This window comes from Mesorhizobium sp. A556, from assembly GCF_054489545.1.
Genome location: NZ_JBTMXA010000001.1, coordinates 34804 through 58003 on the forward strand (window position 1 = coordinate 34804; position 23200 = coordinate 58003).

At 62.0% G+C, this 23200-nt stretch carries 16 protein-coding genes and 1 pseudogene; 14 read left to right on the forward strand and 3 right to left on the reverse strand.

Annotated elements, in window-relative coordinates; genetic code table 11:
* The first annotated feature begins 2 nt into the window (after positions 1–2).
* From ACX3P0_RS00145 to ACX3P0_RS00165, 5 genes and pseudogenes are all read left to right on the forward strand, one after another.
* Positions 3–4181, forward strand: coding sequence for a translocation/assembly module TamB domain-containing protein (locus ACX3P0_RS00145; protein WP_459085828.1), 4179 nt, complete (start codon positions 3–5; stop codon positions 4179–4181).
* A gap of 246 nt (positions 4182–4427) precedes the next feature.
* Positions 4428–6086 carry an ABC transporter substrate-binding protein gene (locus ACX3P0_RS00150; RefSeq protein WP_459082337.1) on the forward strand — a complete coding sequence of 553 codons (1659 nt, stop codon included), beginning with the start codon at positions 4428–4430 and terminating at the stop codon, positions 6084–6086.
* A gap of 189 nt (positions 6087–6275) precedes the next feature.
* Positions 6276–7310: an ABC transporter permease gene (locus ACX3P0_RS00155; protein ID WP_459085829.1), complete on the forward strand. Its 1035-nt coding sequence runs from the start codon at positions 6276–6278 to the stop codon at positions 7308–7310.
* 12 nt (positions 7311–7322) lie between these two features.
* The gene (locus ACX3P0_RS00160) at positions 7323–8480 is read left to right on the forward strand and encodes an ABC transporter permease (RefSeq protein WP_459085830.1); all 1158 of its coding nucleotides are present in this window, start codon (positions 7323–7325) and stop codon (positions 8478–8480) included.
* A 10-nt stretch (positions 8481–8490) separates the two neighbouring features.
* Positions 8491–10686 (forward strand): annotated as a pseudogene (locus ACX3P0_RS00165) (dipeptide ABC transporter ATP-binding protein); the annotation flags it as partial.
* Positions 10687–11379: 693 nt separating this feature from the next.
* Here the strand turns inward: ACX3P0_RS00165 and ACX3P0_RS00170 are convergent.
* Positions 11380–11970, reverse strand: coding sequence for a transglycosylase SLT domain-containing protein (locus tag ACX3P0_RS00170; RefSeq protein WP_459085831.1), 591 nt, complete (start codon positions 11968–11970; stop codon positions 11380–11382).
* Positions 11971–12081: 111 nt separating this feature from the next.
* A complete protein-coding gene (locus tag ACX3P0_RS00175; protein ID WP_459085832.1) occupies positions 12082–12858 on the reverse strand; it encodes a VOC family protein in 777 nt (258 codons plus the stop codon).
* Positions 12859–13100: 242 nt separating this feature from the next.
* On the opposite strand from ACX3P0_RS00175, the gene ACX3P0_RS00180 reads away from it, so the two are divergent.
* From ACX3P0_RS00180 to ACX3P0_RS00195, 4 genes are all read left to right on the forward strand, one after another.
* The gene (locus tag ACX3P0_RS00180; protein ID WP_459085833.1) at positions 13101–14465 is read left to right on the forward strand and encodes an NAD(P)-dependent oxidoreductase; all 1365 of its coding nucleotides are present in this window, start codon (positions 13101–13103) and stop codon (positions 14463–14465) included.
* 2 nt (positions 14466–14467) lie between these two features.
* A complete protein-coding gene (gene preA, locus ACX3P0_RS00185; RefSeq protein WP_459079460.1) occupies positions 14468–15781 on the forward strand; it encodes an NAD-dependent dihydropyrimidine dehydrogenase subunit PreA in 1314 nt (437 codons plus the stop codon).
* A 215-nt stretch (positions 15782–15996) separates the two neighbouring features.
* A complete protein-coding gene (locus ACX3P0_RS00190; protein WP_459085834.1) occupies positions 15997–16512 on the forward strand; it encodes an RrF2 family transcriptional regulator in 516 nt (171 codons plus the stop codon).
* Positions 16513–16526: 14 nt separating this feature from the next.
* Entirely contained in the window at positions 16527–16988 is a 462-nt protein-coding gene (locus ACX3P0_RS00195; protein WP_459085835.1) for a carboxymuconolactone decarboxylase family protein, read from the forward strand.
* A 48-nt stretch (positions 16989–17036) separates the two neighbouring features.
* Here the strand turns inward: ACX3P0_RS00195 and ACX3P0_RS00200 are convergent, their stop codons facing one another.
* Positions 17037–17666 carry a TetR family transcriptional regulator C-terminal domain-containing protein gene (locus ACX3P0_RS00200; RefSeq protein WP_459085836.1) on the reverse strand — a complete coding sequence of 210 codons (630 nt, stop codon included), beginning with the start codon at positions 17664–17666 and terminating at the stop codon, positions 17037–17039.
* Between the two features lie 239 nt (positions 17667–17905).
* On the opposite strand from ACX3P0_RS00200, the gene aptA reads away from it, so the two are divergent.
* From aptA to ACX3P0_RS00225, 5 genes are read left to right on the forward strand one after another with little or no spacing between them, the layout of a single operon-like run.
* Entirely contained in the window at positions 17906–19234 is a 1329-nt protein-coding gene (aptA, locus tag ACX3P0_RS00205; protein ID WP_459085837.1) for an omega-aminotransferase AptA, read from the forward strand.
* Positions 19234–19524: a cupin domain-containing protein gene (locus ACX3P0_RS00210; protein ID WP_459085838.1), complete on the forward strand. Its 291-nt coding sequence runs from the start codon at positions 19234–19236 to the stop codon at positions 19522–19524. The genes aptA and ACX3P0_RS00210 overlap by 1 nt, the downstream gene beginning before the upstream one ends.
* 14 nt (positions 19525–19538) lie before the next feature.
* Positions 19539–20789: a Zn-dependent hydrolase gene (locus ACX3P0_RS00215; RefSeq protein ID WP_459085839.1), complete on the forward strand. Its 1251-nt coding sequence runs from the start codon at positions 19539–19541 to the stop codon at positions 20787–20789.
* Positions 20790–20849: 60 nt separating this feature from the next.
* Entirely contained in the window at positions 20850–22301 is a 1452-nt protein-coding gene (gene hydA, locus ACX3P0_RS00220; RefSeq protein WP_459085840.1) for a dihydropyrimidinase, read from the forward strand.
* A complete protein-coding gene (locus ACX3P0_RS00225; protein WP_459085841.1) occupies positions 22301–23131 on the forward strand; it encodes an ABC transporter ATP-binding protein in 831 nt (276 codons plus the stop codon). Before hydA ends, ACX3P0_RS00225 begins: the two co-directional genes overlap by 1 nt.
* Positions 23132–23200: the final 69 nt, after the last annotated feature.

The window sequence follows — 23200 nt, forward strand, 5'->3', positions numbered from 1 at the left end:
TGATGAAGTTGTTCAAACGTATCCTGCGCATTGCCGTCTATACGCTGCTTGTCATAGTGGCCGCTGGCATCGGCGCGCTCGTCGTCTTGACCAAGACGGAACGCGGGCGCGACAATCTGGCCAGCCTGATCTCGACCATGGCGTCTTCGGACACCAGCAAGCTTACGGTCGGCGGCATCGACGGCCTGTGGTCGGGCAATTTGACCATCGATCATGTCGTGCTGGAAGACAGCCAGGGGCCGTGGCTGGTGCTGCGCAAGGTCGCCGTCGACTGGTCGCCGCTGGCGCTGCTGTCAAAGCGGTTCAGCGCCGAGCGCGTGGCCGCCGGACGCATCGAACTGGCGCGGCTGCCGGTGTCCGATCCGAGCGCGGAACCGAAAAACAGCAGCAGCGGTGCGACGCTGCCGGTATCCATCGACATCGACAAGATCGATCTGCCGGAAATAGCGCTCGGGCAAGCGCTTGCCGGCACGGGGATTGCCGAACTCGCGGCCAAGGGCTCGCTCCACGCGGAAGCCTCGCCGCTGGACATCAATGCCGTTTTGAACATCGCCCGCGGCGACGGCAAGCAAGGCGTGGTCGACGCCTCCGTGCATTTTTCGCCGACCGACAACAAGCTCGATCTCGACGTGAAAGCGTCGGAACCGGCGGGCGGCATCATCGCAAACCTTTTGAAGTTGCCGGACGCGCCGCCAGTCGATATCGCCATTTCCGGCAATGGGCCGCTGGCCGACTGGAACGGCAAAGGCAGTTTTTCCGTGGACGGTCAGGTCGTCACGCAGCTTTCGGGGCGTCACCAGTTGACCGACAAGGGCAACCGCATCGAGGCAAGCGGCGACGGCGATTTTTCACGCTTTGTACCGGCGCGGCTGAAACCGCTGCTGGCCGGCAAGGTCATGTTCGACGTTGCCGGAACCGCGACGACGACGGGCGGCATCGAAATCGAGCATGGGCAAGTGAACAGCGACGCCTTGCGCGCAACCGCAAAGGGCACGATCAATCCGGCTGGAGCCAGCGACTTCGCGCTCGAGTTCAAGTCGGCAGGTCCGACCTTGCCGCTGTCGCTCGGCAGTGAGGAAAGCCCGATCGACCTCGAACTGAAATCGGCGACGCTTCGGGCTTTCGGTGAAGGACGCGCGCCGACGATCGACGTTTCCGCGTCGCTCGCCAAGGTCAGCACGAATATCACCAAGGTCGACAATATCCAGCTTGCGCTGCATTCCGATGTCTTTGACGTGGAAAGCCGCACCGGGCCGATCTCGGGCACGGTCAGCGCCGACAGGCTGGGGCTGGACAATCCAACGGTTGCGCCGCTGATCGCGGGCAAGATCGTTGCCAAGGTCGCAGGCTCGCTCTCGAAGGACACGATTACCGTGGACAGCGGCTCGATCATCAGCGATGCGCTGAAGGGCGTTTTCGATGGGCATGTGTCGCTTGCGGACGGTTCCATTGAAATCAACGTCAAGGCCGATGCGGCGTCGGCTGCGCTGCCTGCCGCCGCGCGGCCGGTGCTTGGCGAGCGCACCGTACTGTCGGTATCCCTGAAGCGTGACACCAACGGCAATGTCACCGCCAATTCTCTCGATCTGGCGTCCGGTGCGGTATCGGCGAAGGGTAATGCCAGCCTGGTCGATGGCGAAATTACCGCCGACCTGAAGGGCGGGCTTGCCGATATTTCGCTGCTGTCGCCGCAGGCCAAAGGCGCGGTCGGCTTCGCGCTTGCCGCCAAGGGCACACTGGCGATGCCGGACGTTTCGCTGAGCGTTTCCAGCGACCGGCTCGTCGTCGCGGATCGCGAGATCACCGGGCTGAAGTTTTCCGCTGGCGGCAAGGCCGATATGGAAAATCCGGCCGCCAACGTTTCGCTGGCCGGCAATGTGGCGGGGCAGGTGCTGGCAGGCAGCGCCGCATTGACGACGGCGAACGGCCAGCGTTCGATCAACGGGCTTTCGCTGTCGCTCGGGCCGAACAAGATTTCGGGCGATTTGGCGCTGGACGAAGCGTTTGTACCCGAGGGCACCGTCTCGCTCGACCTGCCGGATATCGGGCCGCTGGCTGCGCTGGCGCTGGAAAAGGCCGAGGGCGACGTCAAGGGTACCATCCGCTTCTCGAAGGAAGGCGGCACGCCGCAAGTCATGATTGACGCCAATACGGCCAAGATCACGCGCGGCGATCTTTCGGCAAAAAATGTTTCCATCAACGCGCTGGTTGCCGACTATCTCAAGGCGCCGGCGATTTCGGGCAAGATACGTGCAGATGGCGTGAATTCCGGCGGCACCGTCATCAGCGGCATCGCCGTCGACCTGAAGCGCGACGGAGAATGGACCGGGTTTTCCGGCAGAGCGACGGTCAAGGACATTCCGGCCAAGGCCGCCGGCCGCGTGAAAGTCGCGGACGGCAAGACGGTGATCGAGCTTGCCTCGGGTGAGGCAGCGATGCGTGGCATCAAGGCGGCGATAGCAGGGCCGTCGAGCATCGCCATCGCCAATGGTATCACGACCATCGAAAAGCTGGCGCTCAGCCTCGGAGGCGGCACGGCTACGGTTTCGGGCACGGTCGGGCAGGCGCTCGACCTCAATGTCGCATTGGCGAAAGTGCCGCTGTCGCTGGCCAATGGGTTCTCGCCCGGCCTCGATGCCGCCGGTTTGGCTTCCGGCAGCGTCAAGGTGACCGGCGCGCCCGCCGATCCGGCCGTTGCCTTCGACCTCGACGCTTCCAGCGTGCAGACCTCGCAAACGCGCGGCGCCGGATTCGGCGGCATCGGCGTCGTTGCCACCGGCAATTTCGCGGCAAAGAAACTGACCTTCAATTCCACCATCAGCGAAGGGTCCGGCCTGGCGCTGAAGGGCGGCGGTACGGTCGGGCTTGCCGGCACGCCCCAACTCGCCCTGGATTTTGCCGGTCCGGTTCCGTTTGCCTTCCTGGCGAAGACGCTGGCCCAGCAAGGGCTGTCGCTGACAGGAACCGCCAACGTCAATGTGCAGGTTCGCGGCCCGGCGACCAAGCCGGTGATTGGCGGCACGGTGACGTCTTCGGGTGCGCGCTTCATAGATGCCGGTTCCGGTCTTGCCGTCAACGACATCGCACTCGATGTCGCCATCGTCGACGGCGTCGCCCGCATCAACCGGTTGACGGGCACCCTGTCGACGCGCGGCAGCCTGGCCGTCAGCGGCACCGTCGGGACGGATGCGGCGCAGGGTTTCCCGGCCGACCTTTCCATCAAGCTGACCGATGGACGCTATACGGACGGACGCGTCGTTACCGCCAATCTCGGCGGCGACCTGACCGTGAAAGGGCCGCTCGCTTCGGCTCCGGTGATTGCCGGCACCGTCAATCTCGCCAAGACGGTGATTACCGTGCCGGAGAAATTGCCGGGCTCGCTGGCGGCGCTTGACGTCAAGCACAAGAACGCGCCGGTCGCCGTGCGCGAACAGGAGCAGGCGCTGCATCCGCCAAGTGCCGGCAGCGGCGGCGGCGGCAAGCTGATGCTCGACATCACGGTCAATGCGCCGAGCCAGATCTTTATCCAGGGCAGGGGGGTCGATGCCGAACTGGGCGGCTCGCTTCGGCTGACCGGCCCGACCTCGTCGCCGCAGGCGGTGGGAGCCTTCACCTTGCGGCGCGGCCGGCTTGAAATTCTAGGCAAGCGCCTGACTTTCACGGAGGGCACGCTCACCTTCTCCGGATCGCTGGTGCCGTATATCAATCTCACCGCGCAATCGACCACCAGCGATGCGACGGTGACGATCACGGTGTCCGGCGAGGCGACCAATCCGAAATTCACCTTCTCCTCCGTGCCGGCACTGCCTGAGGACGAGGTGCTGGCGCAACTCATATTCGGCCGCTCCATGTCCAACCTGTCGCCGTTGCAGATTGCCCAGCTGGCCGAAGCCGCGGGCCAATTGGCGGGCGTCGGCGGCTCGACCTCGCTGTTGCAGAACTTGCGCAACGCACTCGGCGTCGACGATCTCGACGTGATCACCGACGAAAAGGGCGGCACCGCCGTTACCGCCGGCAAATACCTGAACGACCGCACCTATCTGTCGCTTCAGAAGGGCGAGAAGCCGGGTTCCGGAAAAGCGCGTATCGACCTCGATGTCGGCAAGGGCATCAAGCTGCGCGGCGAGGCTTCCGATGCCGGCGAAGCCAAGGGCGGAATTTTCTACGAGCACGAATACTGACAGCGTTCGTGGCTCTCATTGGCCGTTGCTAGGACGGAACACGCGATTGTCTCACTTTAATTGTGCAGGCGATTCGTAAGGAAACCGTCGGCAATAGCAATTTTACGTCAAGTTTGTCGCAATCACGCAAACCGCGTGGGCTATGGCGTTGCACATTTTCGTACCTTCTCAAGTTCGGCGGTTTTTGACATCGGCTGCCGGATGCGGAATGCTAAAAGGCGGAAAGCCAAACAACGGGAGAGTTTGATGACATCGTATACGAGTAACGGCGATCGTGTTCCGGACGTGGTCGAAAAGCTGGCCGAGAGTGCCAAGGCGGGTGAGATGGACCGTCGCGAATTCCTGGCCATCGCCAGCGTCATGGGGGCCTCGACCGCGATGGCCTATGGCATGATCGGCCTTGCCGCGCCGACGCCTGCCCATGCCGAGGAAACGCCGGTCAAGGGCGGCGTGCTGCGCTGCTCGATGCCGGTCAAGGCGCAGAAGGACCCGCGCAGCTACGACTGGTCGGAACTGGCCAACTGCACGCGCACCTTCCTGGAGCCGCTGGTCAAGTACACGCCGCAATTCACCTTCGAGCCGATGCTGCTCGAAAGCTGGGACGTGAACGACGACGCCACCGAATACACGCTGCATGTGCGCAAGGACGTGAAGTGGAACAATGGCGACGACTTCAACGCCGACGACGTCATGTTCAACCTCATCCGCTGGTGCGACAAGGCGGCGGAAGGCAATTCCATGGCGGCCCGCATGGGCGGCATGGTCGATGCCAAGACCGGCAAGGCGGCCGAGGGCGCCATCACCAAGGTCGACGATCACACCGTCAAGCTGAAGCTGCCGACCTCCGACATTTCGATCATCCCCAATTTCGCCGACTATCCGGGCCTCGTCCTGCATCGGAATTACGAGAAAGACGGCTCCGATATCGTTAAAAACCCGATCGGGACGGGGGCGTTCGAGCTTGTGTCCTACGATGTCGGCTCGAGGGTCGTCGTCAAGCGGCGCGAGAACGGCAAATGGTGGGGTGGCGAGGCCCATCTCGACGGCGTCGAATTCATCGACTACGGCACCGACCCGTCGGCGACGGTCAGCGCCTTTGAATCGCGTGAGATCGACACTGTCCACCAGACCATGGCGGATTATGTGACGATCCTCGACGACATGGGGCTGGTGAAGTCGGAATCCAAGACAGCCACCACCATCACCTGCCGCACCAATATCGGCCACAAGCCTTACGACGACCAGAAGGTACGCAACGCCCTGCAGATGGCTGTCGACAACGCCACCGTGCTGCAACTCGGCTACAACAATTACGGCTCCGTCGGCGAGAACCACCACGTCTGCCCGATCCATCCCGAATATTACGAGCTTCCTAAGAAGAGCCGCGATATCGAAGGCGCCAAGAAACTGATGACCGAAGCCGGCCAGATGGACTTCGAGCACGAACTGATCACGGTCGACGAGGACTGGCACAAGAACACCGGCGATGCGATCGCGGCCCAGCTTCGAGAGGCCGGTTTCAAGGTCAAGCGTACCGTGCTGCCAGGCGCGACGTTCTGGAATGACTGGACGAAATATCCTTATTCGACCACCAACTGGAACATGCGCCCGCTCGGCGTTCAGGTGCTGTCACTTGGCTACACGACGGGCTCGTCCTGGAATGAATCGGCTTACGCGAATCCCGAATTCGACAAGAAGCTGAACGAAGCGCTCGCCATTGCCGACCCGGAAAAGCGTAAGGAAAACATGAAGGAAATCGAGCAAATCCTTCAGGATTCGGGTGTCATCATCCAGCCGTTCTGGCTGTCGCTCTTCAACCACTCGACGAAGCAGGTGAAGAACAACCCGATGCATCCCACGATGGAAGACAATTACGAACGGACCTGGATCGATCCGAACGCCTGATATTATCAGGCCAAGAAAATAGGGGGAGCCTTTGCGGCTTCCCCCATAACGGGAACATTTTGCAGAGCATCGAGCCGAACACCGGCATTCGGCCTTCAGTTCGATGGTCATCAAGTTTAGAGCGTATATGCGGCCCAACCGGACCCGGCGTTCAAACGACTCAACCCCAAGCCTCGAGGAGGGGCCTAGGTGATATCGTTCATAGCCCGGCGGATGGCGACCATGGTCTTCACCATGATTTGCTTGACGCTCGTCGTCTTCTATCTCGTCAATCTCGAACCCAACCTGAAGAAGCTTGCCCTGGCGCAGACCAACAGTCGCGCCACCCAAGTCGAGGTCGACAGTTGGCTGGTTCGCAATGGCTACCGCGAGCCGTTCCTGAAGCAATATGCCCAGTGGATCGGGGTGTGGCCGAAACAGCCCGGCCGAAGCGAGACGGGCGAGGCGCAGCCGCGTTTCAATTATTGCGACGAATCGCTCACGCCCAAGCTGTCTGGCGTGCTGGAGGGCGATTTCGGTTGCTCGACCAAGTTCAGGACCACGGTTTCCGCCAAGCTGTTTCCGGCGCTCGAGGCCACCGGCATCCTGATGTTCTTCGTGCTTCTGGTTATGGTGCCGGTATCGCTCTTGATCGGCATATTGGCCGGAATGCGCGAGGGCTCGCGAACCGACCGGGTGTTGTCGGTGGCCTCCATCGCCTCGACGGCGACGCCCGAATATGTTTCCGGCGTCATCTTCACCGTCATCTTCGCGACATGGCTCGGCTGGTTCAACGGTTCCGCCGCTAGCGCTACCTTCGACGGCATCACCTTCTACAATTTCACGCTGCCGGTCCTCACGCTGGCGATCTACGGCATCGGCTATATCGCGCGCATGACGCGCGCCTCGATGGTCGAGGTGATGACGCAGCAATATATCCGCACCGCGCGCCTCAAGGGCCTGAGTTTCAGAAGCGTGGTCATGAAGCACGCGCTGCGCAACGCGCTGATTGCGCCTTTCACCGTCATCATGCTGCAATTTCCCTGGCTGCTCACCGGCGTCGTCATCGTCGAGGTCATGTTCCGCTATCAGGGGTTCGGCTACATTCTGGTCGAGGCGGCTGGCAATAACGACATCGAGCTTCTGCTCGGCTGTTCGCTGGTCTCTGTGTTCATCGTCTTGATCACGCAGCTCATTTCAGACGTCGGTTATGCATATCTCAATCCGCGTATCCGGGTTCAGTAGGGGGAACGGCCGATGCAGGTGACCTACATCGATGCCTTTCAGGTAATCCTTGGCGTGCTGGAGCGCTTCTGGCCGGTATGGCTGGCGCTCGCCATCGTCATGGGTGCGAGCATTATTTTCAAACACAAGCTCGGCCTTTACGGCCAGTTGTTCGACAGCGCCGTCGGCGTCGTCGGCGTCGGCATCTGTCTGTTCTGGCTGTTCACGGCGCTCTTTTCTTCGACCATTGCGCCGTTTAATCCGCTGGCACAGGTTCCGGCCATGAAGGATGTTCTGCCGGGTGCAATCGAACCGAAATCGGGTCTTGTCTATCTGTTCGGCGGTGACAAGCTCGCCCGAGACATCTTCTCGCGCATGGTCTATGGTAGCCAGATCGTGCTGATCATCGCACCGGCGGCGACCGGTTTCGCGCTGATGGTGGGCATCACGCTCGGCCTGCCTGCGGGCTATTTCGGCGGCAAGATCGACACGGTGCTGTCGTTCCTCGCCAACCTCGTGCTGGCTTTCCCGGTCATCCTGCTTTTCTACCTGCTGGTCACACCGGGCATCATGGATACGCCAATTCCCTACGGCATGGCCGGCGTGTTCTTCCTGTTCCCGATCATCTTCTTTAGCGTGCTGTTCTGGACGCGCTTCAAGAACCGGCCGGACCGCATCTATACCCTCATGGGCCTGACGCTGGTGATAGGCGGTTGGGTCTATGCCGGCCTCGTGTTCAACGCCGATCCGCTGGGGCTCATCAAGATGGCGCCGAACCAGCTCAACATCTTCGTGGCGGTGGTGTTTGCCTCGTCGCCCGGTGTGTTCCGCATCGTGCGGGGGCTGGTCATGGACATCAAGACGCGCGACTATGTGGCGGCGGCGCAGACGCGCGGTGAATCCCCATGGTACATCATGCTGTGGGAAATCCTGCCCAATGCGCGGGGGCCGCTGATCGTGGATGCCTGCCTGCGCATCGGCTACACCACGATCCTGCTTGGCACGTTGGGTTATTTCGGCCTCGGCCTTGCACCCGAGAGCCCGGACTGGGGCACGGCGATCAAGGATGCCAGCCGGCTGTTGCGGCAGTTCATCCATCCGGCATTGCCGCCGACAATCGCGCTGATGTCGTTCGTGCTCGGCCTGAACCTGCTTGCCGACGCGCTGCGTGAGCAATCGATGAAAGATTGAGGTCGATCCGATGAACGAAGCCGTCAAAGCCACGCACATCGAAAAAGACGCCGAACCGATCATCGAGATCGAGAATCTGTCGATCTCGTTTTTCACCCGCGCCGGCGAAATTCCGGCGGTGATGGACTTTTCCTGCACGGTCATGCCCGGCGAGGCCATGGGCATCGTCGGCGAGAGCGGCTGCGGCAAGTCGACCGTGTCGCTCGGCATCATGCGCGACCTGTCCAACATCGGAAAGATCGTCGGCGGGCGCATCAAGTTCCAGGGCAAGGACATGGGCGAACTGACCGAGGAGGAGCTGCGCTCCATCCGCGGCAACAAGATCGCCATGATCTACCAGGAGCCGATGGCGTCGCTCAACCCGGCCATGAAGGTCGGCCAGCAATTGATGGAAGTGCCGCTGATCCACGACAAGGTTTCGAAAGACGAGGCCTATAAACGGGCACTGGAGATGGTGCGGTCGGTGCGGTTGCCGGATGCCGAACGCATGATGCGCTCCTATCCGCACCAGCTTTCCGGTGGCCAGCAGCAGCGCATCGTCATTGCGATGGCGCTGCTTTCCAAGCCGGCGCTGCTGCTTCTTGACGAGCCGACCACCGCGCTCGACGTCACGGTCGAAGCCGGCATCGTCGAACTGGTGAAGGGGCTCGGCGAAAAATTCGGCACGTCGATGATCTTCGTGTCGCATAATCTCGGCCTCATCTTGGAGACCTGCGACCGCATCACCGTGATGTATTCGGGCGAAGCGGTGGAAACCGGCAAGATCAAGGACGTGTTCGACCGCATGCGCCACCCCTATACGCAGGGGTTGTTCCGTTCGATCCCGCTGCCCGGCGCCGACAAGAATTCACGACCGCTGATCGCCATTCCCGGCCAGTTGCCGCTGCCGCATGAGCGCCCGAAAGGCTGCAATTTCGGGCCGCGCTGCCACCATTTCGTGGAAGGGCTGTGCAACGCCGCCGAAATTCCGATGATTCCGGTCGAAGGGCATGAGGGGCATTTTTCGCGCTGCGTGCGTTTCAACGAGATCGACTGGGATGAACTGCCGCCCGGCGCGCAGAAGGTCACGGAAAAGATCGTGCCCGGCGCGCCGGTGCTGAAGATCGAAGATCTGCGCAAATACTACAAGGTCGGCGGCAACGAGGTGTTCGGCGGCAGCGACGGCCGCGTCGTCAAGGCCAATGAGACGATCTCGTTCACGGCGCGCGAGTCCGAAACCGTCGCTATCGTCGGCGAGTCCGGCTGCGGAAAATCGACGCTGGCCAAGGTGTTGCTCGGTCTTGAAACGGCCAGTTCCGGCAGCGTGACGCTGGACGGCAAGGAAATCCAGTCCACGGGCGTCGAGAACCGCAGCGTCGATACGGTGTCGTCCATCCAGATGGTATTCCAGAACCCGTTCGATACGCTGAACCCCAGCCATTCGGTCGGCTCGCAGATCATCCGCACGCTGGAAAAATTCCACGTCGGCAACAATCCGGCCGAGCGGCGCCAGCGCATGCTGGAACTGATGGACCTGGTGAAACTGCCGCGTGCGTTCGAGACCCGAAAGCCGCGCCAGCTTTCGGGCGGCCAGAAGCAGCGCATCGGCGTGGCGCGCGCCTTTGCCGGCGACGCCAAGGTGGTGGTGGCGGACGAGCCGGTTTCGGCGCTGGACGTATCCGTGCAGGCGGCCGTCACCGAATTGCTGATGGACATCCAGCGCAAGAACAAGACGACGATGCTGTTCATCAGCCACGATCTGTCGGTGGTGCGCTACATCGCCGACCGCGTCGTCGTCATGTATCTCGGCTATATCGTCGAGCAGGGCACGACCGACCAGATTTTCGCGCCGCCCTATCACCCCTATACCGAGGCGCTGCTATCGGCGATCCCGATCGCCGACACGTCGGTGGTGAAGAAGCACATCGTGCTGGAGGGCGATATTCCGTCGGCCATGAACCCGCCGAGCGGCTGCCCGTTCCAGACGCGCTGCGGCTACAAGCATCTGGTGCCCGGCAACAAATGCGAAACGCAGGTGCCGCCGGTCAAGGAACTGGGCGACGGCCACCAGAGCCTGTGCTGGCTGTCCGACGATGTGCTGGCGACGATGGAGCCGGTAATCAGTTTCGCAGCGGATCACGCCGCAAACGAGGGCGTACCCGAAGATGCGCCACATGGGACAGGTCCTGGTTTTGCGGGCGCTGCGCCGCGTCGCCCTCGCGGCAAGACGGCCAAGCCCGAGGCTGGTAAGCTCGGCGGTGCGGCAGAAGAAGCAGAGGCTTCCGGCAGTGCTCGCCGCCAGGAGGTCAGAAGCGACCGGGGTGGCCAGGGTGCCGGCGCGGCGCGGCGGTCGGCTTCTACGGTTGCGCCTTTCGAGGAAAAGCACGTAGGCAGCGGGCGTCAAGCCCTGGACGAAAGGGCGCCGTCCGCGTTCGCCGCCGGAAAGAAGGTCGCTTCTGCCGGGACCGGGCGTCCGAAGGCTGCCGCAAAACGGCCTGCCGGTGCCAAACAGGCGGTGCGCGCGAAAGTTTCGCCGCGCGAGCAGGAAGCGGCGGCGCTGACAGCGCGCAAGCCGGCGGCTGGCTCTTCGACGCCAGTCGACCGCAACCGTCCGTCCGGCATCGCAAAGCCGAAGTCGCCGGACGACCTGAAATTGATCGCCGGCGTCGGCCCGAAAATCGAGACGATCCTGAATGGGCTCGGCATTTATCGCTTCGAACAGGTCGCGGCATGGAAGAAGGCCGAACGCGAATGGATCGATGCGCATCTGCGCTTCGGCGGGCGGATCGAGAGGGACGATTGGGTGCGTCAGGCCAAGGCGCTCGCCAAGGGGGGCGAGGCGGAATATGTCCGTGTGTTCGGGAAGAAGCCGAGGTAGCGCGCCAGTTTTAGCGGACCCGCGTGCGTGCCGATATGCCGGTCAGTTGCAGCCCCGCAATTGATCGGCATAGTTGCGGGCCATCTGCTCGGTGTCGCGGGCGTAGCGTTGCAGGCTGGCGTTGCTTTTCCAACTGCCGCGCTTGTAGGCGGTCCAGCCGGAATAATAGGCCAGATAAAGATTGAAGGTGTCGTTCTTGGCGACGCCGAGATTGTCGGCCGTTTTTTCGTGATACCAGCCGACGAAGTCGACGGCGTCCGCGAAATTGGTGCGTCGGGCGGCAAAATTGCCGCTCTCGCGGACATATTGCGCCCAGGTGCCGTCCAGCGCCTGCGAAAAGCCTGTCGCGCTGGATTGGCGTTTCCACGGGATGAAGCCGAGCAGTTTGGTGCGTGGCGGCTTGGCGTTCGCCTTGAAGCCGGACTCCTTGCGCACCGTCGCCATCAGCACGGGAACCGGCACGCCATATTTGCGCTCGGCGCGCTGGGCGGCGGATTGCCAGTTGTTGAACCAGCCGTCGCGCTGGTCGAATACCGCGCAGATGTTGTTGATGTGACGCGGCGCCGTGGCGCAGGCAGAAAGCGCTAGCAACGCGACAACCGGAACAATTATACTAAAACGCAACGCAACCATGCGCCGAGCTTTAGGCGAAAAACATAAAGGGTTCCTTTCGAGGTTTGTTAACGATTGACCGGCGTCGCCCGTGCTGCCGGTCAATCGTTGGAAAATAGCGCCCCGTTCCCGCTATCGCATCGGTGCGACCAGCGCGAAATGTGCGCCCTGCGGGTCGGTGCAATTGATGACCCAACTGCCGCCGGGGACTTCCATCGGGTCCATCAGCACCTTGCCTCCGCCGTCGTTAACCCGCGTCACGGCGGCGTCGATGGCGGGCACGTTGAAATAGAACTGCCACGCCGGCGTCGGCATCTTCTCGGGCTTGTTCATGATGCCGCCGGTGGGTTCACCGCCGACCTTGAATATCCGGTAGAGGCCCATTTCGCCCATATCGAAGGGTTGGTCCTTTTCCCAGCCGAATTGGCTCGTGTAGAAATCAAGCGCCGCCTGCGAGTCGGTGGTGTACAGTTCGTGCCAGCCGATATGGCCGGGCGTCGTCATCGGCACGGGCGGCTGGTCCGGGCCGTTGGGCTGCAGGAACATGAAGATCGCGCCCTGCGGGTCGGCGACCACGGAAAAGCGGCCAACGCCAGGAATATCATCCGGAGCGCGGTGGACCTTGCCGCCGGCTTTCTTGACGGCCTCGGTGGAGGCGTCGGCGTCATTTGTGTGGATATAGCCGAGCCAGGCCGGCGGCATGCCCATCTGGCGTGCATCCTCGGGCAGGGTCATCAGCCCGCCGATACCGCGATCTCCGGCATTCATGATCGTGTAGCGCGGCATGCCGGCCGATGTCTCGAAGGGCTGCGCCGTCCAGCCGACCACATCGGTATAGAACGCTTCGGCGGCATCGATATCGGTGGTCATCAGTTCATACCAGAAGAAGGATTGCGCAGTTTTTGGCATCGAAGGCTCCTCTCTGTTTTTCCGTTCGTAACGGGCTACCCATCATAAGACGCAAAAGGTGACGGCAACCCGACAGGCGCGGTAAAAATATGTTTCGGGGGAGGTGCAAAAATCTGAAAACATGACAAAAGTTATCATGTTATTTTAAAGCGATTTCAGGCACTTGCGCAAAAAATTGACCAATTGATAAAAAAATAAAACGTGCTAGCCTTCCCGAAATTATAACAAATGGGGAATGCGGAATGGCGACTGGTCATTTCAAGGCAGGCATAGAGGCGGGCCGGCTCTCGCCGGAAACCTATGCCGACAATTTTTCGGACCTGCATCCGCCGCTGGATCATCACGAGGCGTTGGTCGAGTCCGACCGCTGCTATTTCTGTTACGATGCGCCGTGCATGCATGCGTGCCCGACCTCGATCGACATTCCGCTGTTCATTCGCCAGATTTCGACCGGTAACCCGATCGGTTCGGCCAAGACCATTTTCGACCAGAATATTCTGGGCGGCATGTGCGCCCGCGTCTGCCCCACGGAAACGTTGTGCGAAGAGGTCTGCGTGCGTGAGATCGCTGAGGGCAAGCCGGTGCAGATCGGCCGGCTGCAGCGCTATGCCACCGACATCGCGATGGCCGAGGACAAGCAGTTCTATGAACGCGCGGCCCCGTCCGGCAGGAAAATCGCCGTGGTCGGCGCCGGCCCGGCCGGGTTGGCGGCGGCGCATCGGCTGGCCCGTCACGGCCATGAAGTGACGGTGCTGGAGGCCAAACCCAAGTCGGGCGGGCTGAACGAATACGGCATTGCCGCCTACAAGAGCACCGACGATTTCGCCCAGTTCGAAGTCGATTATGTGACCGCCATCGGCGGCATCGATATCCAGAATGACAAGTTGCTCGGCCGCGATTTTCAGCTTTCCGACCTGACCGGAGATTATGACGCGGTGTTCCTGGGCATGGGGCTTGGCGGCATCAATGCGCTCACGGCCGATGGCGAAGATGCGTCGGGCGTGGAAAATGCCGTCGAATTTATCGCCGTCCTTCGACAGGCTCAGGATTTGGCGACGCTTCCGGTCGGGCGGCGCGTCGTCGTCATCGGCGGCGGCATGACGGCCATCGACGCGGCGGTGCAGTCGAAGCTGCTCGGCGCGGAGGAAGTGACGATCTGCTACCGGCGTGGGCAGGAGCATATGAACGCTTCCGGCTTCGAGCAGGATCTGGCCTCGGCCAACGGCGTGAGCATCCGCCACTGGATGCAGCCCAAGCGCGTGATTTCAGAGGGCGGCAAGGTCAGCGGCATCGAACTGGAATATACGCTGCTGGAGGGTGACCGGCTGATCGGCACCGGCGAGACGCTGACGCTCAACGCCGACCAGGTGTTCAAGGCCATCGGCCAGACCTTCGCGCCGGCGGCGCTCAACGGCAGCGGCGCTTCAATCGAACTGGAAGGCGGGCGCATCAAGGTCGATGCGGAAGGCCGCACTTCGCTGGCCAAAGTCTGGGCCGGCGGCGACTGTGTGCGTGCCGGCGAGGATTTGACGGTGACGTCCGTGGCGCAAGGGCGTGACGCTGCCGAAAGTATTCATCGGGCACTCACCTCTAACGGGAGGGCATGAGCATGGCAGACATTCGCAACAACTTCGTCGGCATCAAGTCGCCCAATCCGTTCTGGCTGGCCTCCGCGCCGCCGACCGACAAGGCCTACAACGTGGTGCGCGCCTATAAGGCCGGCTGGGGTGGCGTCGTGTGGAAAACGCTTGGCGAGGAAGGCCCGCCGGTCGTCAACGTCAACGGCCCGCGCTATGGCGCGATCTGGGGGGCGGACCGCCGCCTGCTCGGCCTCAACAACATCGAACTCATCACCGATCGCGCCTTGCAGCTCAATTTGCAGGAAATCAAGCAGGTCAAGCGCGATTGGCCGGACAGGGCGCTCGTCGTTTCGCTGATGGTGCCTTGCGAGGAAGAAAGCTGGAAGGCGATCCTGCCCGCGGTCGAGGAAACCGGGGCGGACGGCATCGAACTCAACCTCGGCTGTCCGCATGGCATGTCGGAGCGTGGCATGGGCTCTGCCGTGGGCCAGGTGCCCGAATATATCGAGATGCTGTCGCGCTGGTGCAAGCAATATACGCGCATGCCCGTCATCATCAAGCTGACGCCCAACATCACCGATATCCGCCATCCCGCCCGCGCCGCCAAGCGCGGCGGCGCCGACGCCGTGTCGCTGATCAACACGATCTCGTCGATCACCTCGGTCAATCTCGATACGTTTTCGCCCGAACCGTCGATTGACGGAAAGGGCAGTCATGGCGGCTATTGCGGCCCGGCGGTCAAGCCGATCGCGCTGCACATGGTGGCCGACATCGCGCGCGACCCCGAGACCCGTGGCCTGCCGATTTCGGGCATCGGTGGCATCACGACGTGGCGTGACGCGGCCGAGTTCCTGGCGCTGGGGGCTGGCAATCTGCAGGTCTGCACGGCGGCCATGACCTACGGCTTCAAGGTCGTGGAGGAAATGATCGAGGGCCTGAAGAACTGGATGGACGAGAATGGCCATGCCACGCTGGACGACGTCATCGGGCGCGCCACGCCCAACGTCACCGATTGGCGGTATCTTAACCTGAATTATGTCGCCAAGGCGCATATCGACCAGGATGCCTGCATCAAATGCGGCCGCTGCCACATCGCCTGCGAGGACACGTCGCACCAGGCGATCACCTCGATGCTCGATGGCGAACGGCACTTCGAGGTGATGGACGACGAATGCGTCGGCTGTAATCTTTGCGTCAACGTTTGCCCGGTCGAAGGCTGCATCACCATGGTGCCGCTGGCGGCAGGCGAACTGGACGAGCGCACCGGCAAGCCGGTTTCGCCGATCTACGCCAACTGGACGACGCACCCGAACAATCCGGCGGCCAAAGTCGCCGCCGAATAGTTCCTCCCAGGCCAGGCGGGATCGCTTCGAGGAGAAGCGGTTCCGCCTGCGCTTGAGGCGTGGCGGCCGTGCCATCTATCCAGCCTTTTCCTGAACTGCATCCATGTTCCGACTCCCTGAATTTCAGGAAGTGTCAGGAGGGTTTTTTTGTTCGCTCTTATTGAAGATAAAAAGTATCCACGATATATTTGATCCATGATTAGGGAAGCAAACCGATGAAACTGGGCGAAGGCGTGGAAGCGGCCATCCATTGTGCCGCGACGCTGGCGGGCGTCGAGGGCGATGCGACGATGCCGGGGGCCGCACTTGCGATGCAGTTCGGCCTGTCGCCGAGTTATCTGCTCAAGCACCTCAATGCGCTGACGGCGGCGGGCGTGCTGGAATCGGTGCCGGGACCGGCAGGCGGCTACCGGCTGGCGCGGGCGGCGGAGCGCATATCGCTGCTCGATATCGTGCTGGCGGTGGAGGGGCCGCAACCGGCATTCCGCTGCGGCGAAATCCGGCGCGACGGCCCGGTGAAATTGCCGGCATCGGCTTATGTCAAGCCGTGCGGCATCAATGCCGCGATGCTGCGGGCCGAAAAGGCCTATCGCGCAGCCCTCGCAAACGAAAAGCTTTCCGACATCGTGGCGCAGTTCATGGTCGAGGCCGATCCCCGTTCGGTCGCGGCCGGCTGCGCCTTCGTGGAGCGCCATCAGCGCCGACAGAAATCCAGCTCTCCCAAGCAGTAAAGAAAGGAAAGACGATGAAACAGAGATTGCAGTTTTACGCCAAGGCGCCGGAACTCATTAAGCAGGTGCAGGCGCTTAACAAGGCCGTCGACGAGTGCGGATTGGAACGTTCGTTGCTGCATCTGGTCAAGCTGCGCGCCTCGCAGATCAACGGCTGTTCGTTCTGCGTCGACATGCACAGCAAGGAAGCGTTGCAGGACGGTGAAACGCAGCAGCGGGTTTTCCTGGTTTCCGCCTGGAAGGAATCGCCGCTGTTTTCCGAGCGCGAGCGCGCCGCCTTTGCCTATACCGAAGCGGTAACGCTGATCTCCGACGCCGGCGTGCCCGATGCGCTTTATGAAGCGACGCTGAAGCACTTTTCGGAAGAGGAAGTGGTCAAGCTCAGCGTGGCCATCGGCATGATCAACGTGTGGAACAGGCTGTGCGTGCCCTTCCACGCGCTGCATCCGATGCCGGCGGCAAAGGCTGCCGCATAAGGAAACGGTGGGCGTGGCCTGCAAGAAAGCGGGCCGCGCCTTTCCGCATCAGCCCTTCGGCTTCAAGCCTTCGATGAACAGCCTTTCCAGAAACCGGGCGGCGTCATCGAAGCGGGTTTCCCCGCCGCGATCATGGCCCAGCACAGCGCGCACCTGCACGTCGAAATCGGCATAGTGCTGGGTGGTCGCCCAGATCGAGAAGATCAGGTGGTAGGGATCGGTGTGGGCGATGCGGCCTGAGCGCATCCAGCCTTCGACCACGGCTGCCTTTTCATCGACCAGCGCTTTCAGTTCGCCTTCCAGCAGCGGCATGATGCGCGGCGCGCCTTGCAGGATTTCGTTGGCGAAAAGCCGGCTTTCGCGGGGAAAATCGCGCGCCATTTCCAGCTTTCGGCGGATATAGGCGCGTAATTCGGTCAGCGGATCGCCGACATCGTCTAGTTCGCGCAGCGGTTGCAGCCAGGTATCGAGCAGGCGCTGCATCAGCGCTTCGTGAATGTCTTCCTTGCGGCGGAAATAATAGAGCAGGTTCGGCTTCGACATCGATGCCGCCTCGGCGATCTGGTCGATGGTGGCGCCGCGAAAGCCATGCGCGGCGAATACTTCCAGCGCCGCTTCCAGAATGATCTCGCGCTTTTCCTGCTGAATGCGTGTACGGTGAGGGGCGGGCGCTTCCATGCGGGTTCTACCCCTTTTGCGGCAAGGCGTCGGGCAATAACTGGACCAATATGCTGGACCAGTTTTTGTTGGCCTGTGGAGCGCGCTTTCGATACCGCATTTCGGCTACTTAGTCCCTTGACCGCCGCCAAGGCGGTGCTAACGTTTGTCCAAACGGTCAAAAATTGCGTAGCATGAAAATGCGCCCAAGACCAAGCGTTGGCCACACGAAACAAGTTTTTTGAAAGGATAGCTTGGTCATGTCGAACCGGCTCAAGGTAACGCCGAACGATCTTAGTGCATTCTGGATGCCGTTTACGGCCAATCGCCAGTTCAAGCAGACGCCGCGCATGCTGGTCGCTGCCAAGGACATGCATTACACCTCCAGTGATGGCCGCCAGATCATGGACGGCACCGCCGGCCTGTGGTGCGTCAATGCCGGCCATTGCCGTCCCAAGATCACCGAGGCGATCTCCCAGCAGGCCGCCGAACTCGATTACGCGCCCGCCTTCCAGATGGGTCACCCGATCGTGTTCGAACTGGCCAACCGCCTGGTCGACCTCGCGCCCGAAGGTATGGACCATGTGTTCTTCACCAATTCCGGTTCGGAATCAGTCGAAACCGCGCTGAAAATCGCGCTGGCCTATCATCGCGTCAAAGGCGAAGGCTCGCGCACCCGCCTGATCGGCCGCGAGCGCGGCTATCACGGCGTCAATTTCGGCGGCATCTCGGTCGGCGGCATCGTTTCCAACCGCAAGATGTTCGGCACGCTTTTGACCGGCGTCGACCACATGCCGCACACGCATTTCCCCGGCAAGAACGCGTTTTCGCGCGGCGTGCCGGAGCATGGCGGCGATGTCGCCAGCGAGTTGGAGCGGATCGTCGCGCTGCATGACGCCTCGACCATCGCGGCCGTCATCGTCGAGCCGGTTGCCGGTTCCACCGGCGTCATCCTGCCGCCGAAGGGCTATTTGCAGAAGCTGCGCGAAATCTGCACCAAGCACGGCATCCTGTTGATCTTCGATGAAGTCATCACCGGCTTCGGCCGTCTCGGCACGCCGTTCGCGGCCGATTATTTCGGCGTCATCCCCGACATCATGACCACGGCCAAGGGCGTTTCCAACGGCGTCATCCCGATGGGCGCGGTGTTCGTGAAGAAGGAAATCCACGACGCCTTCATGACCGGGCCGGAACACATGATCGAGTTCATGCACGGCTACACCTATTCGGGCAACCCGATCGCCTGCGCGGCGGCTTTGGCGACGCTCGACACCTACAAGGAAGAGGGCCTTCTGACGCGTGGCGCGGAACTGGCGCCCTATTGGGAAGATGCGCTGCATTCGCTGAAAGATGCGCCGAACGTCATCGATATCCGCAATATCGGCCTTGTCGGTGCGATTGAATTGTCGCCGATTGCCGGCGAGCCGACCAAGCGGGCGTTTTCGGCCTTCCTCAAGGCGTTCGAGCGTGGCCTTTTGATCCGTACGACCGGCGACATCATCGCGCTGTCGCCGCCGCTGATCATTACCAAGGGCCAGATCGACGAACTGGTCGATACCGTTCGCGACGTGCTGAGAGCCGTCGACTGATGGATCGTCCCCAGGCGACACATGAGGTGCTCATCGACGACGACAAGGTGCGCGTGACGCGCTGGGATTTTGTGCCCGGCGCGGAAACCGGCTGGCATCGGCACGGGATGGACTATGTGATCACCACGGTAACGCCCTGCAGCATGCTTCTGGAAGAGCCCGGCGGAGGAAGCCGCCGGGTCGATATGGAGGCTGGCATAGCTTACCGCCGGGGGGAAGGTGTCGAGCACAATGTCGTCAATGCGGCGAGTGCGCCGATGTCGTTTGTGGAAGTTGAATTGAAGAACTGAGGATCTGAGAAAACATGGCCGCACCCGGCGAGAATCTGCGAATCAATTCAGACCGTTTGTGGGATTCGCTGATGGAAATGGCGAAGATCGGCCCCGGCGTCGCCGGCGGCAATAACCGCCAGACGGTAACCGACGAGGACGGCGAAGGCCGCCGCCTGTTCAAGCGCTGGTGCGAGGAGGCCGGGCTTGAAATGGGTCTCGACCAGATGGGCACGATGTTTGCCCGCCGCGAAGGCACCGACCCGGACGCGCTGCCCGTCTATGTCGGCAGCCATCTCGATACGCAGCCGACTGGCGGTAAGTTCGATGGCGTGCTTGGCGTTTTAGGAGGGCTTGAAATCATCCGCTCGCTCAACGACCTCGGCATCAAGACCAAGCATCCGATCGTCGTCACCAACTGGACGAACGAGGAGGGCGCGCGCTTTGCCCCGGCGATGATGGCGTCCGGCGTTTTCGCCGGCGTGCTCGACCAGGCCGAAATCTATGCCCACACCGACAAGCAGGGCAAGAAGTTCGGCGAGGAACTGGAGCGCATCGGCTGGAAGGGCGACGAGAAAGTCGGCGACCGCAAGATCCACGCTTTCTTTGAACTGCACATCGAGCAGGGGCCGATCCTCGAAGACGAACTCATCGACATTGGCGTGGTCACGCATGGCCAGGGCCTGAAATGGCTGCAAGTGACGCTGACCGGCAAGGAAGCGCATACCGGCTCGACGCCGATGCCCAAGCGCCGTAATGCGGGCCTAGGCATGGCGCGGGTGATCGAACTCGTGCACGAAGTGGCGATGGACTACCAGCCGGACGCCGTCGGTGCTGTCGGCCACATGGAAGTCTTTCCGAATTCGCGCAACATCATTGCAGGCAAGACGGTGTTCACCGTCGATATCCGCTCGCCGGAAAAGGAAGTGCTCGACGCCATGGACGCGCGCGTCCGCGAGGGCGTGGCGACGATCTGCGAGGCGCTCGACATCCAGTTCGAGATCGAACAGGTCGGCCATTTCGATCCGGTCACCTTCGATGAAGGTTGCGTCAAGGCGATCCGCGACGCCGCCGACCGGCTCGGCTATTCGCACCGGAACATCGTTTCGGGTGCGGGCCACGACGCCTGCTGGATCAACCGCGTCGCCCCCACCGCCATGGTGATGTGCCCGTGCGTCGACGGGCTGAGCCACAACGAGGCCGAGGATATCTACCAGGATTGGGCTTCGGCGGGTGCCGACGTACTGTTCCACGCGGTGGTCGAGACGGCGGTGATTGTGGAGTGAGTTGAATCGCTTGCCGAACGCAGCTCACAAGAAGCGCGAACAAATTAGGGAACTGAGATAATGACCAGGGTAATCAAGAACGGCACCGTCGTCACGGCCGACCGCAGCTTCAAGGCCGATGTGCTGTTTCAGCACGGCACCATCGTCGCCATCGGCGCGGATCTGCACGCCGACCACGAGTTCGACGCCACCGGCTGCTATGTGATGCCGGGCGGCATCGACCCGCACACGCATCTCGAAATGCCGTTCATGGGCACTTATTCGGCCGACGATTTCGAGAGTGGCACGCGCGCCGCCCTTGCCGGCGGCACCACGACGGTGGTGGATTTCTGCCTGCCCGCGCCGCAGCAATCGCTGCTCGAAGCCCTGCAGATGTGGGACAACAAGACCTCGAAGGCGTCCTGCGATTATTCGTTCCACATGGCGATCACCTGGTGGGGCAAGCAGGTGTTCGACGAGATGGCGACCGTCGTCGACAAGGGCATCAACTCGTTCAAGCACTTCATGGCCTACAAGGGCGCGCTGATGGTGGACGACGACGAGATGTTCGCGTCGTTCCAGCGCTGCGCGGCTCTTGGCGCGCTGCCGCTGGTGCATGCCGAGAATGGCGACGTGGTGGCGGCGCTCAGCCAGAAGCTACTGGCCGAGGGCAATAACGGCCCCGAGGGCCATGCGTTCTCGCGGCCGCCGGAAGTGGAAGGCGAGGCGACCAACCGCGCCATCATGATCGCCGACATGGCCGGCGTCCCGCTCTATGTCGTGCATGTGTCGTGCGAGCAGAGCCACGAGGCCATCCGCCGCGCGCGCCAGAAGGGCATGCGCGTGTTCGGCGAGCCGCTGATCCAGCACCTGACGCTGGACGAGAGCGAGTATTTCGACAAGGACTGGGACCATGCGGCGCGCCGCGTGATGAGCCCGCCCTTCCGCAACAAGATGCATCAGGATTCGCTGTGGGCCGGCCTGCAGGCGGGTTCGCTGCAAGTGGTGGCGACTGACCATTGCGCCTTCACCACAGCGCAGAAACGCACCGGCGTCGGTGATTTCACCAAGATCCCCAATGGCACCGGCGGGCTTCAGGACCGCATGCCGGTGCTGTGGACCAGGGGCGTCAACACCGGCCGACTGACGATGAACGAATTCGTCGCGGTCACCTCTACCAACAGCGCAAAAATCCTCAACATGTACCCGAAGAAGGGCGCCATCGTCGAAGGCGCGGACGCCGACATCGTCGTGTGGGACCCGAAGCGCAAGAAGACGGTCTCGGCCAAGGACCAGCAGTCGGTGATCGACTACAACGTGTTCGAGGGTTTCGAACTGACCGGCCTGCCGCGCTTCGTGTTCACGCGCGGCGAACTGGCGATCGAGGAAAACAAGGTCGAGACCCGGCCCGGCCACGGCCAGTTCGTGGCGCGCGATCCCAACCCGGCTGTGAACAGGGCGCTTTCGACATGGAAGGAAATTTCCGCGCCGCGTAAGGTGGAGCGCACCGGCATTCCGGCCACCGGCGTTTGATGCCGGGCCTGCATTCGGCAAGTGAAGAAAGAGCCAGCTTGAAGCCAGCACACAACACCGTTGTCGAGGCGAAGGCGCTCGGCCTTACCTTTCATACGGCGGACGGCCCGGTAGAGGCGCTTTCCAGCATCGACCTCGGCATCCAAAAGGGCGAGTTCGTTTCCTTCATCGGCCCTTCCGGCTGCGGCAAGACCACGCTGCTGCGGGTCATCGCCGACCTCGAAAAGCCGACATCGGGCACGATTTCGATCAACGGCATGAGCGCCGAGCAGGCACGCCAAAAACGCGCCTATGGCTATGTCTTCCAGGCGTCGGCGCTGTATCCGTGGCGCACCATCGAGCGCAATGTCGCGCTGCCGCTGGAAATCATGGGCTTGCCCAAGGCCGAGCAGGCGGCGCGCATCCAGCGTACGCTAGATCTGGTCAACCTTTCCGGCTTCGAGAAAAAGTATCCGTGGCAACTGTCCGGCGGCATGCAGCAGCGCGCCTCGATTGCGCGGGCGCTGGCCTTCGATGCCGATCTTCTGCTGATGGACGAACCGTTCGGCGCGCTGGACGAGATCGTGCGCGACCACCTCAATGGGCAGTTGCTCGAATTGTGGGCGCGCACCGACAAGACGATCTGCTTCGTCACGCACTCCATTCCCGAGGCGGTCTATCTGTCGACCCGCATCGTCGTCATGTCGCCGCGTCCGGGGCGTGTCACCGACATCATAGAATCGACGCTGCCAAGGGAGCGCCCGCTCGATATTCGCGAGACGCCTGAATTCCTGGCGATCGCGGCGCGGGTTCGCGATGGCTTGCGGGCAGGGCATAGCTATGAGGATTGACGCGGCAATGTTGTGCGTCCTTCGAGGCTCGCTGCGCTCGCACCTCAGGATGAGGGCTGTTGTGGCATT

What these genes read in the sequence shown, in the direction of transcription:
- ACX3P0_RS00145 (WP_459085828.1), top strand. Translation starts at nt 3, where the DNA reads ATGAAGTTGTTCAAACGTATCCTGCGCATTGCCGTCTATACGCTGCTT.
- ACX3P0_RS00150 (WP_459082337.1), top strand. Translation starts at nt 4,428, where the DNA reads ATGACATCGTATACGAGTAACGGCGATCGTGTTCCGGACGTGGTCGAA.
- ACX3P0_RS00160 (WP_459085830.1), top strand. Translation starts at nt 7,323, where the DNA reads ATGCAGGTGACCTACATCGATGCCTTTCAGGTAATCCTTGGCGTGCTG.
- ACX3P0_RS00170 (WP_459085831.1), bottom strand. Translation starts at nt 11,970, where the DNA reads ATGGTTGCGTTGCGTTTTAGTATAATTGTTCCGGTTGTCGCGTTGCTA.
- ACX3P0_RS00175 (WP_459085832.1), bottom strand. Translation starts at nt 12,858, where the DNA reads ATGCCAAAAACTGCGCAATCCTTCTTCTGGTATGAACTGATGACCACC.
- ACX3P0_RS00180 (WP_459085833.1), top strand. Translation starts at nt 13,101, where the DNA reads ATGGCGACTGGTCATTTCAAGGCAGGCATAGAGGCGGGCCGGCTCTCG.
- preA (WP_459079460.1), top strand. Translation starts at nt 14,468, where the DNA reads ATGGCAGACATTCGCAACAACTTCGTCGGCATCAAGTCGCCCAATCCG.
- ACX3P0_RS00190 (WP_459085834.1), top strand. Translation starts at nt 15,997, where the DNA reads ATGAAACTGGGCGAAGGCGTGGAAGCGGCCATCCATTGTGCCGCGACG.
- ACX3P0_RS00195 (WP_459085835.1), top strand. Translation starts at nt 16,527, where the DNA reads ATGAAACAGAGATTGCAGTTTTACGCCAAGGCGCCGGAACTCATTAAG.
- ACX3P0_RS00200 (WP_459085836.1), bottom strand. Translation starts at nt 17,666, where the DNA reads ATGGAAGCGCCCGCCCCTCACCGTACACGCATTCAGCAGGAAAAGCGC.
- aptA (WP_459085837.1), top strand. Translation starts at nt 17,906, where the DNA reads ATGTCGAACCGGCTCAAGGTAACGCCGAACGATCTTAGTGCATTCTGG.
- ACX3P0_RS00210 (WP_459085838.1), top strand. Translation starts at nt 19,234, where the DNA reads ATGGATCGTCCCCAGGCGACACATGAGGTGCTCATCGACGACGACAAG.
- ACX3P0_RS00215 (WP_459085839.1), top strand. Translation starts at nt 19,539, where the DNA reads ATGGCCGCACCCGGCGAGAATCTGCGAATCAATTCAGACCGTTTGTGG.
- hydA (WP_459085840.1), top strand. Translation starts at nt 20,850, where the DNA reads ATGACCAGGGTAATCAAGAACGGCACCGTCGTCACGGCCGACCGCAGC.
- ACX3P0_RS00225 (WP_459085841.1), top strand. Translation starts at nt 22,301, where the DNA reads ATGCCGGGCCTGCATTCGGCAAGTGAAGAAAGAGCCAGCTTGAAGCCA.